This window comes from Affinirhizobium helianthi, assembly GCF_042680945.1.
GTDB classification, from domain to species: Bacteria; Pseudomonadota; Alphaproteobacteria; order Rhizobiales; family Rhizobiaceae; genus Neorhizobium; species Neorhizobium helianthi.
The window spans coordinates 191,663-208,197 of sequence record NZ_JBHUEQ010000026.1; the positions used below are offsets into that span (position 1 = coordinate 191,663).

The following is a 16,535-nucleotide window of genomic DNA, read 5'->3' on the forward strand; positions in this document are numbered from 1 at the left end:
CTGATCGCGGTTTCAACGCGATGGGCGCTCGACCCAGTGTCTTGACCCGATGACCGTTGGAAGATGTATGGCCCTCTTCCCGGATTCGCCCTGAAGGAGCGAGCTCATGGCCGCCATTACAGCAAATGCTGGCGCCATGCCTGTGGATCCGCCCATGGACAGAAGGAAGCTGATTGCTTTCTTCGCCATGGTGGTTGGCATGTTCATGTCCATCCTCGACATTCAGATTGTCTCCGCTTCGCTTGCGGAAATCCAGGCTGGTCTGTCGGCCGGGTCGGATGAGGTTGCCTGGGTACAGACCTCCTATCTGATTGCGGAAGTCATCATGATCCCGCTTTCGGGAACCCTGGCCCGCATCCTGTCCACGCGCGTTCTCTTCACCATCTGTGCCGCAGGCTTCACGCTGTCTTCCGCGCTGTGCGCAACAGCGACCAGCATCGAACAGATGATCATCTACCGGGCGCTGCAGGGTTTTATTGGCGGTGGCATGATCCCCTCCGTCTTCGCGGCAGCTTTCACCATCTTTCCGCCTTCCAAGCGGTCTGTTGTTTCTCCGATCATCGGCCTGATCGCGACGCTTGCCCCAACCATCGGCCCGACTGTCGGCGGATATCTCAGCAATGCCTTCTCATGGCACTGGCTGTTCCTGGTAAACATCGGACCGGGCATTGCGGTGACCCTGCTTGCCTGGACCTTCATCGATTTCGACAAGCCGCAGCACCAGTTGATGAAGCGCTTCGACTGGTGGGGGCTTTTCTCCATGGCAGTCTTTCTCGGATGCCTGGAATACGTGCTGGAAGAGGGGAACAACAAGGACTGGTTCAGCGACGAGCATATCGTGCTGGGGACCGCTGCCATGGCCATTGGTGCGGTGGTTTTCTTCTGGCGGGCGTTCAAGGTCGATTTCCCGGTGGTGGACCTCAAGGCTTTCGCCAACCGCAATTTTGCCTTCGGCTCGCTGTTCTCCTTCATCATGGGCGTTGGCCTTTACGGCCTCACCTATATCTATCCGCTCTATCTTGCCCGCATCCGCGGCTATGATGCGCTGATGATCGGGGAGACCATGTTCGTCTCCGGTCTTGCCATGTTCCTCACCGCGCCTGTTGCCGGAAAGCTTTCGGTGAAGATGGACCCCCGCGTGATGATGGCGCTCGGCTTCTTCGGCTTTGCCTGTGGCACCTATCTGATGACCGGGCTGACCGCGGACTGGGATTTCTACGAGCTTCTGCTTCCGCAGATCCTGCGCGGCTGTTCGCTGATGCTGTGCATGGTGCCGATCAACAATGTCGCCCTGGGGACACTGCCGCCGCAGCGCATCCAGAATGCGTCCGGTCTCTATAACCTGACACGAAATCTTGGCGGTGCGGTGGGTTTGGCCATCATCAACACCATGCTGACGCAGCGATCCGATGCGCATTATGCCCGGCTTTCGGAACACGTGAATTTCGGTAATCCGGCAGCGCTCGAATGGCTTAACAATGTTGCCGGAAACTACAATGCCTATGGCATGGATGGCAGCGCCGCAGCCTTGCAAAAGCTGTCGGGAATGATCCACCAGCAGGCCACGATCATGTCTTTCATCGATGTGTTCATGGGGCTGACAGTCCTGTTTGCGAGCCTCATTCTGCTGGTTTCCATGATTTCCAAACCAAAAGCCGCTCCGCCTCCAGACGCGGCTCACTGACATCTGTTCCCTGCCAGATGCCAGCTCCTGCAGGGGCCGTTGCGCAAGCAGCGGCCCCTTTTCCGTTTGCGAGATCGGCGTGTGAGATCCGGGTGTCAGATCCGGCCGCTCCACGCTCTTTTTCAGTCTTGCGGATAAATTCTGATTTACGTACCTCAAATCCTGCTTTATGCCTTTGCACCGGAGGAGACATGAAGCCAACCGTTCACGATATCGCTGCCCATGCGGGCGTCAGCCTGGCCACGGTGGACCGTGTTCTGAACGGTCGTGCCGGTGTGCGCGCGCCAACGCGCGAGCGCGTGGAGGCGGCGATTTCCGCTTTGGGTTTCGTGCGTGATGTGGCGGCTGCCAATCTCGCCAAAGGCCGCATCTACCGCTTTACCTTCATTCTGCCCGCCAACGATAATTCCTTCATGATCGGCCTGCGCCGTCAGGTCGAGGAAGCCATCCAGTGGGCCGGGCGGGAGCGGGTTTCGATCCGTATCGTCGATGTGCCGGCCTTCGATGATGCTGCGCTGGCGGCGGCACTGGAGCAGGCGGGTGAGGACGCGATCGACGGCATTGCCTTCGTGGCTGTCGATTCCGGTGCCGTGCGCGATGTTGTCGAGAGGCTGGCCGAGCGCGGGACCATTCTCGTAACATTGGTATCGGATCTTGCCGGTTCGCGGCGCCATCATTTTGCAGGCATAGACAATATTGCCGCCGGACAGACTGCCGCGACGCTGATGTGTCGGTTTTTGGGGGCGCGATCTGGCAAGATCCTGCCGATTGCCGGTTCTCTGCAGGTTCAGGACCACCGTGACCGCCTGAAAGGCTTTTCCGATCACGTCGCCCGCTCCTATCCATGCCGCGCCCTTTTGCCTGTGGTGGAGGGTGCGGATAATCCGGAACGGGTTGCCGCTCTGCTGCGCGAGGCTCTGCGGCACAGAGAGGATATTGCGGGCATTTACAGTTTTGGCGCGGGCAATCGCGGCCTCCTGACTGTTCTGGAGGAGGGACGCGGGCAAGAGGCGCCTGTCGTCATTGTTCATGAACTGACTGAAATCAGCCGTCAGGGTCTGCTCGGCGGCCGCATCGATGCGGTTCTCAATCAGGATGCGGGGCATGAGGTTCGAAGCGCCCTTCGCGTGCTGAAGGCGGGCGCTGATGGCGCTGCCCTTCTGGCGGCGCAAGAGCGGATTCGCATCGACATCTTTTTGAAAGAAAATCTGCCCTGAAGGGCATATGGGAAGGAGTTCATCCATGTATCTCGGTCTTGATCTCGGCACGTCCGGCGTGAAAGCCATGCTGATTGACGATCGTCAGACGGTCATCGGCTCCGCGACGGCAGCGCTTGATGTTTCGCGACCTCATCCCGGCTGGTCGGAGCAGAATCCGGCAGACTGGATCAGCGCGACACTGGATGCGGTCGGCATCTTGAAGTCGACGCATGGTCAGGCGCTGGCAGCCGTCAGAGGCATCGGCCTTTCCGGTCATATGCATGGCGCGACACTCATCGGCGCAGACGATGCCGTCTTGCGTCCCTGCATTTTGTGGAATGATACACGCTCTCATGCCGAGGCGGCGAAACTCGACGCCGATCCGCGTTTCCGGGCACTGACGGGCAATATCGTCTTCCCCGGCTTTACCGCGCCCAAGCTTGCATGGGTGAAGAACAACGAGCCGGATATCTTCGGCAAGGTGGCCAAGGTTCTGCTGCCAAAGGATTATCTGCGGCTATGGCTGACGGGCGAGCATGTTTCCGAAATGTCGGATTCCGCCGGAACCAGCTGGCTCGACACCGGCAAGCGCGCCTGGTCGGATGAGCTTCTGGCGGCAACCGATCTGACGAAAGAGCAGATGCCGCGTCTGGTGGAAGGCACTGAGGCCGGTGGTTCCCTGCGCGGCGAGCTTGCCTCGCAATGGGGTATGTCCGGCAATGTCGTGGTGGCCGGTGGTGCAGGTGATAATGCCGCGTCCGCCTGCGGCATGGGCACGGTGCGGGAGGGGCAGGCTTTCGTCTCGCTCGGCACATCCGGCGTGCTTTTCGCCGCCAATGCCGCCTATCTCCCGAAACCCGAAAGTGCGGTCCACGCCTTCTGCCATGCGCTTCCCGACACTTGGCACCAGATGGGCGTGATCCTGTCTGCCACCGATGCTTTGAACTGGCATGCGAAGGTGACCGGCACATCGGCAGGCGAACTTTCCGCCGAACTGGGCGATGAACTCCAGGCGCCCGGCGGTGTAACCTTCCTTCCCTATCTTTCCGGCGAGCGCACGCCGCATAACGATGCGAGGATCCGCGGCGCCTTTATTGGCCTTGCTCATGAGACGTCGCGCAAAGCGCTGACGCAGGCGGTGATGGAAGGTGTGACCTTTGCCATCCGCGACAGTCTGGAAGCGCTGAAATCTGCCGGAACCAGCATCGAGCGGGTGACGGCCATCGGTGGCGGCTCGCGCTCGCGTTATTGGCTGGCCTCGATTGCCACAGCCCTTGGCGTTCCGGTCGATATTCCAGCCGATGGCGATTTCGGTGCAGCATTCGGTGCCGCCCGCCTTGGCCTTGTCGCAGCCACCGGCTCCGATCCGCTTTCCGTTTTCACTGCGCCAAAGACAGCCGAGACAGTCGATCCGGTTTCCGCGCTGAGCTCGTCCTATGAGGAGGCATATCGGCGCTATCGCGCACTTTATCCGGCAATCAAGTCTCTCTGAGACCTCACAGACACCAATTCGATTTCATTTCCAGGAGGAACAACACGATGGCAACTGGCTTTTTCGGAGACATTCCGAAGATCAAATTCGAAGGCCCGGATAGCACCAATCCGCTGGCATTCCGTCACTACAATCCCGATGAAGTGGTCATGGGCAAGCGGATGGAAGACCATCTGCGTTTTGCCATTGCCTATTGGCATACCTTCGTCTGGCCAGGCACCGATCCGTTCGGCGGCAATACGTTCGAACGCCCCTGGTTCAAGGACAGCATGGATGCGGCGAAGATGAAGGCGGATGTGGCCTTCGAATTCTTCCAGCTTCTGGGTGCACCCTATTACTGCTTCCATGATGCCGATGTGCGTCCGGAAGGGGCAAACTTCGCGGAGAATACCCGCAACCTCAACGAGATCGTCGATTACTTTGCCAAGAAGCAGGAAGAGACGGGTGTCAAGCTGCTCTGGGGCACGGCCAATCTCTTCTCGCATCGCCGCTACATGTCTGGTGCTGCCACCAACCCGGATCCGGATGTCTTTGCCTTTGCTGCGGCAACGGTGAAGACCTGCATTGATGCCACCATGAAGCTCGGTGGTGAGAACTATGTTCTCTGGGGCGGTCGCGAAGGTTACGAGACGCTGCTCAACACCGATCTGAAGAAGGAACTGGACCAGATGGGCCGCTTCCTCAATCTGGTCGTCGAATACAAGCACAAGATCGGCTTCAAGGGTACGATCCTGATCGAGCCGAAGCCGCAGGAGCCTTCCAAGCACCAGTATGATTACGACGTGGCGACCGTTTACGGTTTCCTCAAGAACTACGGGCTGGAAAAGGAAGTGAAGGTCAATATCGAGCAGGGCCACGCGATCCTGGCCGGGCACAGCTTCGAGCATGAGCTGGCACTCGCCAACGCGCTTGGCATCTTCGGCTCGATCGACATGAACCGCAACGATTACCAGTCCGGTTGGGATACCGACCAGTTCCCCAACAATGTGCCGGAAATGGCGCTTGCCTACTACCACGTTCTGGCAGGTGGCGGTTTCACCACGGGCGGAACCAATTTCGACGCGAAGCTGCGCCGTCAGTCGCTCGATCCGGAAGACCTGCTGATCGGTCACATCGGCGGGATGGATTGCTGCGCACGCGGCCTCAAGGCTGCTGCGAAGATGATCGAGGATAAGGCACTCTCACAGCCTCTCGATGCACGCTATGCCGGTTGGGACAAGGCGGAGAACCAGAAGATGCTGCGCGGCGAGGAAAGCCTCGATGCCATTGCAGCCCGCGTCGAAAGCCAGAATGTGAACCCGCAGCCGAAGTCCGGCAAGCAGGAGCTTCTGGAAAATGTGGTCAACCGCTACGTTTGACCGAAAAAGCAGGGGGAGCCGCGCGTCGGCTCCTCACCCCCTGGGGGTAAAGGCGAGGCTGGATACGGAGATGCGGTTTCCGCTGGGGTCGAGGGTCTGGGAGAAACGATAGCCTTTCGCTTGCCGGACGGCATCGAATTCCAGGCCGCGTTCAAGGGCACGGGCCACGAAATCGTCCACATCCGCTACGTCGAAAACCAGCTCCACCTGTTTTTCCGCGCAAGGCTGATGGGCTTCGCTGCGCTGGATCAGCAGGGCTGCGCCCCCTTCCACCGGGGTCAACTCCGTTAATTCGTCGCCGAGGAGTGTCTTGGCCCTGAAACCGAAATGATGCGCATAGAATGCCACCATCGCTTCGACATCGCTCGAATAGAGGATGATTCTGCCGATGCCAGCCACGTTCATTTCCATTCCGCCATTTTCGCTCAACCCTTCAAGGGGCGCCGATCCGCTATCCGTTTCTTGCGGCTCTTCGCAAATAATGTCTGCTGGCGTTCCAGAGGCATGCATGCCGGCAATGCCACCTGTTCATCAAAAAAATATATTCTTTTCCACCGGAGCGGGAAAGAGGCCTTCGGTCGCCGCCAGGCCCTGCGGGACACTTGCATCCGACCACGTCTCTAACACTAAATCCCTTTCCAATCAGTTACTTAATCGCTCAATTCCAGGTGGTTTCAAACGCCGTTTCAGAGGCCTTGTCGAAGGGTGTCTGGCGGCTATCCCTTTGTGTCTCAAGCGTGTTTTCACAACATGTCATTCTGGCGCGGTTGTCTTGATGGGCGAACTGCGTTAGCCAATTCTGCAACGTTGCAGTTGTTCTCAGGGAGGAGACAAGATGAAGACGATCAAGGGCCCCGCAATCTTCCTCGGCCAGTTCGCCGGCAACGAAGCCCCGTTTGATAGCTGGGACGGCATTACCCGATGGGCGGCTGAAAAAGGCTATGTGGGCGTTCAGGTGCCGACATGGGCGAGCCAGCTGATCGATTTGAAGAAGGCTTCCGAATCCAGGGACTATTGCGAGGAGCTTGCCGGTGTCGCGCGGCAGAACGGCATCGAAATCACGGAGCTTTCCACCCACCTTCAGGGCCAGCTTGTTGCCGTACATCCGGCCTATGACGAGGCGTTTGACGGTTTTGCGGCACCGGAAGTACGCGGCAATCCCAAAGCGCGTCAGGCCTGGGCCGTGGAACAGGTGAAGATGGCGCTGAAGGCCTCACGCCATCTTGGTATCAAGGCTCATGCAACATTCTCCGGTGCGCTTGCCTGGCCCTTCATCTATCCTTGGCCGCAGCGTCCCGCAGGTCTGGTTGAAGCGGCTTTCGATGAGTTGGCTGCCCGCTGGCGTCCTATCCTCGACTATGCCGACGAGCAGGGGGTGGATGTCTGCTATGAAATCCATCCGGGCGAAGATCTGCATGACGGCGTGACCTTCGAAATGTTCCTCGAGCGGGTTGGCAACCATGCGCGCGCCAACATGCTCTACGACCCCTCGCACTACGTGCTGCAATGCCTCGACTATCTCGATAACATCGACATCTACAAGGACCGGATCAAGATGTTCCACGTCAAGGATGCGGAGTTCAACCCCACTGGCCGTCAGGGTGTCTATGGCGGCTATCAAGGCTGGGTTCAGCGGGCTGGCCGATTCCGCTCGCTTGGCGACGGGCAGGTGGATTTCGGGGCGGTTTTCTCCAAACTCACCGCCAATGATTTCGATGGCTGGGCCGTCGTCGAATGGGAATGCGCACTCAAGAATTCCGAGGATGGCGCGCGGGAGGGCGCTGAGTTCGTCAAGGCGCACATCATTCGCGTCACCGAAAAGGCCTTCGACGACTTCGCATCCGGTGGGACCGACGATGCGGCCAACCGCCGGATGCTGGGTCTTTGATCGTCATGCCGGCTTGAGGGCGGCGATATTGCCGCTCTCCAGGTGGAACAGGGCGCGTTCGATCCTGTCGAGCGGCCAGTCCCACCAGGCGAGCTGCAGCAGATCGGCGATGTCCGCGTCGGGGAAGCGCTGGCGCAATACGGTTGCGGGATTGCCGCCAACGATTGTGTAGGGCGGCACGTCGCGGGTGACCACGGCACGAGCCGCAATGATGGCGCCGGAGCCAATGGTGACGCCCGGCATGATCGTCGCACCGTGACCGATCCAGACGTCGTGCCCCACCACGGTGTCGTGAAAAGGCAGGCATTGATAGTCGGTGATGGTCTCAGGGCTGAAGACGCGGAAGGGGTAGGTCGTCAGGCCCGACATGGCATGGTTGGCCGAGCTGGTGATGAAGATTACCTCGCGCGCGATCTGCACGAAGCGGCCAATTTTCAGCCTCTCCTGGCTGAAAGGGTAGAGGTAGGGAGCAAGAATAGCTGCCGTTTCTGCCGCCTGGCCTGAGTGGGTGAAGTAGCTGTAGTCACCGATCTCCATACGCGGATGGTCGATCACGGCAGCAAGATGCACCGTCTCGCGATAGGGCGAGCCGTCGGCAAGCGTGATGGGATAGGGTTGTTTCGGGTTGAGAAAAGGCATGGTTGAGATCCCTGCAAATGCGGAGTTCTGGCGTCGCGTCTATCGCTGACACCGGCTCGTTCGCTTTGCCTCGCAAGAGGCGGATCTCAGGTGTTCACTGTCAGGGCATCCTTCATTGAGGATGCCAGTCTAACGGATCTGGAGGCCAAATTCCAGACACCGGCGTTTCAAGGAGGAAGCATATGGCGATCGAAGCAAGCAAATCGGATGAACGTGCACCGAAGATCCGTCTTGGCATGGTGGGCGGTGGGCAGGGCGCCTTTATCGGTGCCGTACATCGCATGGCTGCGCGGCTGGACGATCATTACGATCTTGTGGCGGGTGCGCTTTCCTCAACTCCGGAAAAATCCCGCGCCTCGGGTGTGGCGCTTGGCCTTGATCCAGACCGTTGCTACGGCTCTTTCGAGGAGATGGCAGAGAAAGAGGCTGCCCGCCCGGATGGTATTGAGGCGGTTTCCATCGTCACGCCCAACCACGTGCATTTTCCTGCCGCGAAAGCCTTTCTGGAACGCGGTATCCACGTCATCTGCGATAAGCCGCTGACCTCCAACCTCGAAGATGCCAAGGCGCTGAAGGCGGTTGCCGACAAGGCCAAGGCGCTTTTCATCCTGACGCATAACTACACCGGCTATCCAATGGTGCGCCATGCGCGAGAATTGGTTCAGTCCGGCGAGCTGGGGGACATTCGGCTTGTGCAGATGGAATATCCGCAGGATTGGCTGGCCGAGCCTGTCGAGCAGACAGGAGCCAAACAGGCGGTTTGGCGCACCGATCCGGCTCAGTCGGGTGTTGGGGGCTCCACCGGCGATATCGGCACCCATGCCTATAATCTCGGAAGCTTCATCTCCGGGCTGGAACTGGATGAGCTGGCGGCGGATGTGCATACCTTCGTGGAAGGCCGTCGCCTCGACGATAACGCCCATGTCATGCTGCGCTTCAAGAATGGCGCGAAAGGGCTGCTCTGGTGCAGCCAGGTGGCGACGGGCAATGAGAACGGTTTGAAAGTGCGCGTCTATGGCACCAAGGCCGGTATCGAGTGGACGCAAGCCGATCCCAATTATCTCTGGTTCACGCGGCTGGGCGAGCCGAAGCAGCTGATCACGCGCGGCGGCGCGGGTGCCGGGGCTTCTGCCTCCCGCGTCACGCGCATTCCCAGCGGTCATCCGGAAGGCTATCTGGAGGCCTTTGCCACCATCTATACGGAAGCGGCGGCGGCCATTCAGGCCGCACGCACCGGCTCTACCGTCGATCCGGCGGTGGTCTATCCAACTGTCGACGACGGCGTCAAAGGCGTTGCCTTCGTGACCGCCTGTATCGAAAGTTCAAAGAAGAACGGTGCCTGGGTGAAGCTATGAGAAATTGCCAGGGTCGCGGTGGCGGCCCTGGCGCTTCTCCAGGTGGAGAACCGGTTTCAATTGCACTGGAACTTCGAGGTCCAGATCCAGCTGACATTTGACTTCGGACTCGGGATTTTCTGCTGTGTCATGCCAGCGCTGGCCGGCTTGCCATCAATGCACAGCAGCCAGTAGGGCGAGCCCAGCTTGCCATTGGTGGACGACGGCGTGGTCGGAAAATTGCCGGTTCCGAGCACCATCAACAGCGAATTGCCGGAGTATTTATGTGACCAACCCGTCACATAGTCTGGTCCGGCCTTCTGCATGGCCTGTTGAACCGTCATGCCTTTGGTCCAGCCGATGTTGAAGCGGATGCTGGAGCTTCCGTTCTTGTATGAGAGTGTTGCACCGCTTGCAGCCATTGGAAGAGTAATGCTCAAGACTGCTGCGCCAAGAAGGATCGATAAAGTCTTATTCATGGAAATACCCTCTGATAAAGATACAACCTTCGGTAACATTCTCCAGACAGAAATACAACGCTCATATTTTCTTGAAAGGTGACCCATGATTGAACCAAAAACACTTGCGCAGCGCTTTCCTGGCGATTTCTTGTTTGGGGTTGCAACGGCCGCCTTCCAGATTGAGGGAGCAACCAAGGCAGATGGGCGCAAGGCTTCCATCTGGGACGCGTTTTCCAACATGCCCGGGCGGGTCTTTGGCCGGCACAATGGCGATATTGCATGCGATCACTACAACCGGCTGGACGAGGATCTCGACCTCATTGCGGATATGGGGGTCAGCGGTTATCGCTTTTCCATTGCCTGGCCGCGTGTCATCCCCGACGGTGTGGGAAGTGTTAACGAGCGGGGGCTCGATTTCTACGATCGGCTCGTGGATGGTTGCAAGGCGCGGGGCATCAAGACCTTTGCCACGCTCTACCATTGGGATCTGCCACTTGCACTCATGGGTGAAGGCGGCTGGACGGCGCGCTCAACCGCTTACGCCTTCCAGCACTATGCAGAGGTTGTCATGAAGCGGTTGGGAGATCGTCTGGACGCCGTTGCCACCTTCAACGAGCCATGGTGCTCCGTCTGGCTGAGCCATCTCTACGGTGTTCACGCCCCCGGCGAGCGCAATATGGAAGCGGCACTGCACGCCATGCATTTTACCAATCTGGCGCATGGTCTGGCGGTGCAAGCCATTCGCAGCATTTCGCCAGAGGTGCCAGTTGGGCTGGTGCTGAACGCGCATTGCGTTCTTCCGGGCTCGGAGAGCGAAGAGGACCGTGCGGCAGCCGAGCGGGCCTTCCAGTTCCACAATGGCGCTTTCTTCGATCCGGTTTTCAAGGGCCAGTATCCCGAGCAGTTTCTTGAGGCTCTGGGCGCGCAAATGCCGCCGGTTGAGGAGGGGGATCTTTCCATCATCAGTGAGAAACTGGATTGGTGGGGTCTCAACTACTACACGCCGATGCGTGTGCTGGACGATCCTGCCGCCACGGAATTTCCGGCCACCCGACCGGCCCCTTTCGTCAATCCGGAAAAGACTGACATCGGCTGGGAGATTTTCCCTTCCGCAATGGGGGATCTGGTCGGCGATCTCTACCGGCGTTACGACTTGCCGGAGATGTACATCACCGAAAATGGTGCCTGCTACAATATGGGTGTCGTGGACGGTGAAGTGGATGATCAGCCCCGCCTCGACTATTACAGCGACCACCTTTCGGTCGCGGCAGATCTGGTGGCCGAGGGCATTCCTCTGCGCGGTTACTTCGCCTGGAGCCTGATGGACAATTTCGAATGGGCGGAAGGCTATCGCATGCGCTTTGGCCTTGTCCACGTGGATTACGAGACCCAGCTGCGCACCATAAAGAAGAGCGGCAAGTGGTATCGCAATCTGGCGCGACATTTTCCGAAGGGAAATCACGCCAAACCATCCGTTTAGTATGGCCTTAATGATTACTCTCTACGGTTCACTCAATGCGCGTGGAGAGGATATCATGGCGACAGGGTGTGAAGGATGCAGAAACGGTTCAGGCTTCGATGTGCCGTTCTCGATGGCCTTTCAGCCTATCGTGGATGTGCGGACAGGCGATGTGTTCGCACATGAGGCGCTGGTTCGCGGCGTTGCGGGCGAAGGTGCCGGCGCAATCCTTGCCTGTGTAACGGAAGAGAACCGTTATGCCTTCGATCAGGCTTGCCGCGTCAAGGCCATTGAGTTGGCGGCGGGCCTGATGATGGCGGATGGGCAGGAGAAACTCTCCATCAACTTCATGCCCAATGCCGTTTACGAGCCGCGCGCCTGTATTCGCCTGACGCTGGCGACGGCAGAACGGGTGGGCTTTCCACTGGAGCGGATCATTTTCGAATTCACGGAAAGCGAGCGGATCAACACCGATCACCTGCTCAATATCCTGTGGACCTATCGCTCGATTGGCTTCAAGACCGCGATAGACGATTTTGGTGCCGGCCATGCCGGGCTCAACCTCCTGGCCCGTTTCCAGCCGGATATCGTCAAGCTCGATATGGACCTGATCCGCGGCATTGATCAGGATCCTGCACGCCGCATCGTGGTGCAGCATACAGTGGCAATGCTGGCGGATTTCGGCATCACTCCCATCTGCGAAGGCGTTGAAACGCCGGGGGAAGCCCTGGTTCTGAGGGATCTCGGCGTGAACCTGTTCCAGGGCTATCTCTTTGCGAAGCCAGCCTTTGAAAGCTTCATTCGACCACAGTTGATGGCCGCCTGACGTGGGGGGAAGCGGGCTTCCCATCCGCCAAAGCCGCCGTCTGGCGAGGTGGTTACCGAAAAGTGCCTGCTTGTTTAGCGGTTGCCTCTCTTTATCTAGAGCCGGTTGAAATGGCGTCTCCGTTGGATCCTCCCTCCCACGGGGATCAGATAAAGGTTTTTTGCTGATGCTTCTTGAAAAGCTGAACTGGCGCTATGCCACGAAGAAGATGGACCCGAAGCGCTCCGTCTCGGAAGATAAGGTCGAGCGCATCGTTGAGGCTGCCCGTCTTGCCCCCACATCCAGCGGCTTGCAGCCGTTCGAGGTGATTGTGGTGACCAATCCCGAGATCCGCGAGAAGATCCGCGCTGTCGCCTGGAACCAGGCGCAGATTACCGACGGTTCACACCTGCTGGTTTTCGCTGCCTGGGATAACTACACGTCAGAGCGCATCAACGGGATGTTCGATCTGGTTAACCAGGAGCGGGGCTTCACCAATGAAGGCTGGGAGAATTATCGCAAGATGATCCTCGATACCTACGTGCCGCGTGACCCGCAGATCAATTTCGAACATGCCGCACGCCAGGCCTATATTGGCTTTGGCATGTCCGTCGCTGCCGCCGCCTTCGAGGGCGTGGATGCCACGCCGATGGAAGGCTTCGAACCGGAGAAGGTGGATGAAATCCTGGGTCTGCGTGCTCGTGGCCTGCGCTCTGTGACCCTGCTGCCGCTCGGCTATCGTGATGGCGAGAACGATTGGCTGGTCAACCTGAAGAAGGTTCGCCGCTCCAAGGATCAGTTCGTCAGCGAAGTCCGCTGAGCAAGACCTCCATCGCTCTTGAAGCGTGCCCTTAATCCAAGGCATGACGCTCTACCTCATGCCTTGGTTTATAAGCTGTTGAGCAAGCGTTCAAAGCTGGCAATTCGAGCCTATGCGTTAATGTAAATTGAACGCTTTGGCGGGCAATGTGACCCCGGATCCTGGGGCGCATAAATGCGATTTGTCTCAACAAAATTCGGACAATCCGCGACGAAAGTGGACCGGCGGTCCGCCGTTCGCTCATTGCTGCTGATCTTTGCGGCGGTGATGATTTGCGTCTCGGCCATGGTCTTCAGTGCATTGGATCGGGTCGGGCATTATGCCAACCAGCTGGATGAAGACCGATCCCGCGAGGCGGTGACGGGTGCCATGCGCACCTTCCGTGACCAGCTGGAAGCCACCTTGCACGATTACGCGGCCTGGGACGATGCGGCCCACAATGCCTATGATTCGAAGGGGCACGGTTGGCTTGTGCGCAATTTCGGAGAAATGAGCTTCAATAGCGAACTCTTCGACGTTGCGATGATCCTGGATCAGCAAGGCAAAGCCATCGTCGCCTATTCCGAAGGCAGAGATTTATCCCAGGCAACCGCGCAATTTCTGACACCGGACGTTATCAGCCTGTTCGAGCAGGTCCGCGGCATGGACGATACCGCCATGCCGGAAGCCACGGGTTTCGTGGCGACCGATAAGGGGGTCGCGGCAGTTGGTGTCGCACTCATCCGTAAGAAATCCGGCGAGAGGGTCGTTCCGTTTGGTGACAGCCGCTATGTCGTCTTCCTCAGGCATCTGACGGAGGAGACCGTTGCAAGGGTGTCGCGATCCTATGTTTTGCCGGGCCTGACGCTGACGCCGGGTTCCACGTCTGGCGAACATAGCGTGCTCTTGAGCAGTCCGGGGGGGCAGCCGATCGCCTCGCTTTCCTGGGTGGCCCGCTCACCGGGGGATGCCAGTCTGGCGCAGGTGCGCCCATTGATCTGGTGCGCCGTGCTGATGATCGGCATCTATATGGTCTTGCTTTTCGTCACCGGGAACCAGATCCTCAAGCGTGTCAGCTCGGATGAGGCAGCTGCCGTGCAGCTTTCCTTGACCGACCGACTGAGCGGCCTGCCCAATCGAGCCGGTCTTTTCGTCGGCTTGCAGGATCTCGTGGCGCAAGCGCAGGAAGAGGGGAAGGATGTCGCACTCCTTTATCTCGATCTCGACGGCTTCAAGGAAGTCAACGATGCCTATGGCCATGCGACGGGTGACCGGTTGATCCGCAGCGTTTCGGCCGGACTTCGGGTGCTGACACGGGAAAATGCCGTGCTTGCCCGCCTCGGCGGCGATGAATTCGCCATTGCCTTTGCCGGCTTCGATGTGCAGAAGGACGCCGCGCAGCTTTCCGACCGGGTTCTGGAGTTTCTGGATGAGCCGCTGACCATTGGCGAACGTGTTGCCGTCATTGGTTGCAGCATCGGCCTTGCCGTCTCCAAGAAGGGGCTCGTGCCGGGTGAAGAGCTCATTCGTCGCGCCGACGTTGCCATGTATCGCTCCAAGGAGGATGGTCGAGGTCGCTGGACATTTTACGATGCCTCCATGGATGACGAGCGCGAGGAGCGAAACCTTCTGGAACTGGATCTTCGCGCGGCCATCGACCGTGAGGAGATCGGCGTCGTCTATCAGCCAATTGTTCGAGCCAGCGATTACCGTATTTGCGCCGTGGAGGCACTGGCACGATGGACGCGTCCGGGCCACGGGCCTGTTTCGCCGGAGGTCTTCATTCCGATTGCGGAGAGCACCGGCCTTATCGATCTTCTGGGGCTTTGCGTTTTGCGCTCCGCCTGCTTTGCACTTCGCCAGTGGCCGGACCTGACCATTTCCGTCAACGTTTCTCCCGGTCAGTTCCGCGATCCCGCCTTCGTGGGAAGGGTTGGCGACATTCTGAAAGAAGCGGAAATCGAGCCGTCACGCCTGACGCTGGAAATGACGGAGACCTATTTCATCCAGAATCCCGCCCGAGCCCGGCAGACGCTGGACATGCTGCGGGAGATGGGGATCAAGGTTGCGCTGGATGATTTCGGAGCTGGTTTCTCCAGCGTCGGCTATCTGCGACAGTTCGGCTTCGACCGGATCAAGATTGACAGGGCCTTGGTGGAAGGGGTCGCTGACAGGCCGAGAGATGCGGAGCTACTGCATGCGACCGTCGCGCTCGCCCGCTCTCTCGATATGCCGGTGACGGCGGAAGGCGTTGAAACCCAGGCTCAGGCCGAGGCACTCAAGCAGGCGGGCTGCCAACTCCTGCAGGGCTATCTCTTCGGAAAGCCGAGCGGGCAGGAGCAAATCACCCAGATGACGGTGTCGCTCGACGACAAGCCGCGGCTTTACGCAACCAAGTGAGGGGGCGAGCCTGTTGCCAGGCGTCCTGCTTCAGCTTCCCAGATGCTTTTCGCCGCGCTTGCGCGCCAAAGCGATCTGCCTTTGCCGTTGGCGATAACGCTCCTTGTCGGCCTCGCTGCGCTTGTCATGGCAGTGCGGGCAGGAAACGCCTTCCTCGAAGAGAGGCGATGCGCGATCCTCGGCGGTCAAAGGTTCCCGGCAGGCGTGACACAGCTTGTGGTCGCCTTCCTTCAATCCATGGGTAACGGATACGCGCTCGTCGAAGACGAAGCAGGCGCCTTCCCAAAGGCTCTCTTCTTCCGGCACTTCTTCCAGATATTTCAGGATGCCGCCCTTGAGGTGAAACACCTCGTCGAAGCCCTGTTCCTTCATGAAAGCCGTGGCCTTCTCGCAGCGAATGCCGCCGGTGCAATACATGGCAATCTTGGGCTTGTTGTGCAGGCCGGAATTGTTGCGCACCCAGTCGGGGAATTCGCGGAAGGTCTTCGTCTTCGGGTCGACCGCGCCCTTGAAGATGCCGATCGCCGTTTCATAATCATTGCGGGTGTCGATCACGATGGTCTCCGGGTCGGAGATCAGGGCGTTCCAGTCCTTCGGATCGACATAGGTTCCGACGATGCGGTTGGGATCGATATCCTCAACGCCCATCGTCACGATTTCCTTCTTCAGGCGCACCTTCATACGCAGGAACGGCATCTTGGAAGCACGGCTTTCCTTGTGTTCCAGTGCCGCAAATTCCGGCTGGGCGCGAATATAGGCCAGAACGGCGGCAATGCCTGCATCCGTTCCGGCGATCGTGCCATTGATGCCCTCGCGCGCCAGGAGCAGCGTCCCCTTTACACCGTTTTCGTCGCAGAGCGACTGCAGCGATGCGCGGAAATCCGCGTAGCGGTCGAAACGCGCAAAATGATAGAGCGCGGCCACGAGAAAGGAGCCGGACGGGGCGTCAGCAGAGGTGTTCAGAATGTCGGTCATGAGAGGCGAAATACTGCCTCACGCGCTGCAAAGCAATGAATT

General features: G+C 58.9%; 14 protein-coding genes. 10 read left to right on the top strand and 4 right to left on the bottom strand.

Annotation, left to right across the window (positions count from 1 at the left end; genetic code table 11):
• The first annotated feature begins 106 nt into the window (after positions 1-106).
• The 4 genes from ACFSE1_RS15365 (at position 107) to xylA (ending at position 5,733) form a co-directional block, all read left to right on the top strand.
• Positions 107-1,684 (top strand): DHA2 family efflux MFS transporter permease subunit, encoded by a 1,578-nt coding sequence (locus ACFSE1_RS15365; protein WP_377403161.1) that lies wholly within the window; start codon positions 107-109, stop codon positions 1,682-1,684.
• A 191-nt stretch (positions 1,685-1,875) separates the two neighbouring features.
• Positions 1,876-2,901 carry a LacI family DNA-binding transcriptional regulator gene (locus ACFSE1_RS15370; protein WP_377403163.1) on the top strand — a complete coding sequence of 342 codons (1,026 nt, stop codon included), beginning with the start codon at positions 1,876-1,878 and terminating at the stop codon, positions 2,899-2,901.
• A 25-nt stretch (positions 2,902-2,926) separates the two neighbouring features.
• On the top strand, positions 2,927-4,375 hold the full coding sequence (gene xylB, locus ACFSE1_RS15375) for a xylulokinase (RefSeq protein ID WP_377403165.1): 1,449 nt from the start codon (positions 2,927-2,929) through the stop codon (positions 4,373-4,375).
• Positions 4,376-4,422: 47 nt separating this feature from the next.
• The gene (gene xylA / locus ACFSE1_RS15380; protein ID WP_377403167.1) at positions 4,423-5,733 is read left to right on the top strand and encodes a xylose isomerase; all 1,311 of its coding nucleotides are present in this window, start codon (positions 4,423-4,425) and stop codon (positions 5,731-5,733) included.
• A gap of 33 nt (positions 5,734-5,766) precedes the next feature.
• Here xylA and ACFSE1_RS15385 read toward each other — a convergent pair whose 3' ends face one another.
• Complete coding sequence (locus ACFSE1_RS15385) at positions 5,767-6,243, bottom strand: VOC family protein (RefSeq protein WP_377403169.1); 477 nt, start codon at positions 6,241-6,243, stop codon at positions 5,767-5,769.
• A gap of 325 nt (positions 6,244-6,568) precedes the next feature.
• On the opposite strand from ACFSE1_RS15385, the gene ACFSE1_RS15390 reads away from it, so the two are divergent.
• Positions 6,569-7,621, top strand: a complete 1,053-nt coding sequence (locus ACFSE1_RS15390; RefSeq protein ID WP_377403171.1) for a sugar phosphate isomerase/epimerase family protein — start codon at positions 6,569-6,571, stop codon at positions 7,619-7,621.
• 3 nt (positions 7,622-7,624) lie between these two features.
• On the opposite strand, the gene ACFSE1_RS15395 is transcribed toward ACFSE1_RS15390, so the two are convergent.
• A complete protein-coding gene (locus ACFSE1_RS15395) occupies positions 7,625-8,260 on the bottom strand; it encodes a CatB-related O-acetyltransferase (RefSeq protein WP_377403173.1) in 636 nt (211 codons plus the stop codon).
• Between the two features lie 182 nt (positions 8,261-8,442).
• Here ACFSE1_RS15395 and ACFSE1_RS15400 point away from each other — a divergent pair, with 182 nt between their 5' ends.
• Complete coding sequence (locus tag ACFSE1_RS15400; protein ID WP_377403175.1) at positions 8,443-9,615, top strand: Gfo/Idh/MocA family protein; 1,173 nt, start codon at positions 8,443-8,445, stop codon at positions 9,613-9,615.
• 56 nt (positions 9,616-9,671) lie between these two features.
• Here the strand turns inward: ACFSE1_RS15400 and ACFSE1_RS15405 are convergent, their stop codons facing one another.
• The gene (locus tag ACFSE1_RS15405; RefSeq protein ID WP_377403177.1) at positions 9,672-10,073 is read right to left on the bottom strand and encodes a hypothetical protein; all 402 of its coding nucleotides are present in this window, start codon (positions 10,071-10,073) and stop codon (positions 9,672-9,674) included.
• 85 nt (positions 10,074-10,158) lie between these two features.
• On the opposite strand from ACFSE1_RS15405, the gene ACFSE1_RS15410 reads away from it, so the two are divergent.
• From ACFSE1_RS15410 to ACFSE1_RS15425, 4 genes are all read left to right on the top strand, one after another.
• On the top strand, positions 10,159-11,535 hold the full coding sequence (locus tag ACFSE1_RS15410) for a GH1 family beta-glucosidase (protein WP_377403179.1): 1,377 nt from the start codon (positions 10,159-10,161) through the stop codon (positions 11,533-11,535).
• A 55-nt stretch (positions 11,536-11,590) separates the two neighbouring features.
• Positions 11,591-12,340 (top strand): EAL domain-containing protein, encoded by a 750-nt coding sequence (locus ACFSE1_RS15415; protein ID WP_377403181.1) that lies wholly within the window; start codon positions 11,591-11,593, stop codon positions 12,338-12,340.
• A gap of 166 nt (positions 12,341-12,506) precedes the next feature.
• Positions 12,507-13,139, top strand: a complete 633-nt coding sequence (locus ACFSE1_RS15420) for an NAD(P)H-dependent oxidoreductase (RefSeq protein WP_377403183.1) — start codon at positions 12,507-12,509, stop codon at positions 13,137-13,139.
• A gap of 174 nt (positions 13,140-13,313) precedes the next feature.
• Positions 13,314-15,518, top strand: coding sequence for a putative bifunctional diguanylate cyclase/phosphodiesterase (locus ACFSE1_RS15425; protein WP_377403185.1), 2,205 nt, complete (start codon positions 13,314-13,316; stop codon positions 15,516-15,518).
• A gap of 30 nt (positions 15,519-15,548) precedes the next feature.
• On the opposite strand, the gene trhO is transcribed toward ACFSE1_RS15425, so the two are convergent.
• Complete coding sequence (gene trhO, locus ACFSE1_RS15430) at positions 15,549-16,493, bottom strand: oxygen-dependent tRNA uridine(34) hydroxylase TrhO (RefSeq protein WP_377403187.1); 945 nt, start codon at positions 16,491-16,493, stop codon at positions 15,549-15,551.
• Positions 16,494-16,535: the final 42 nt, after the last annotated feature.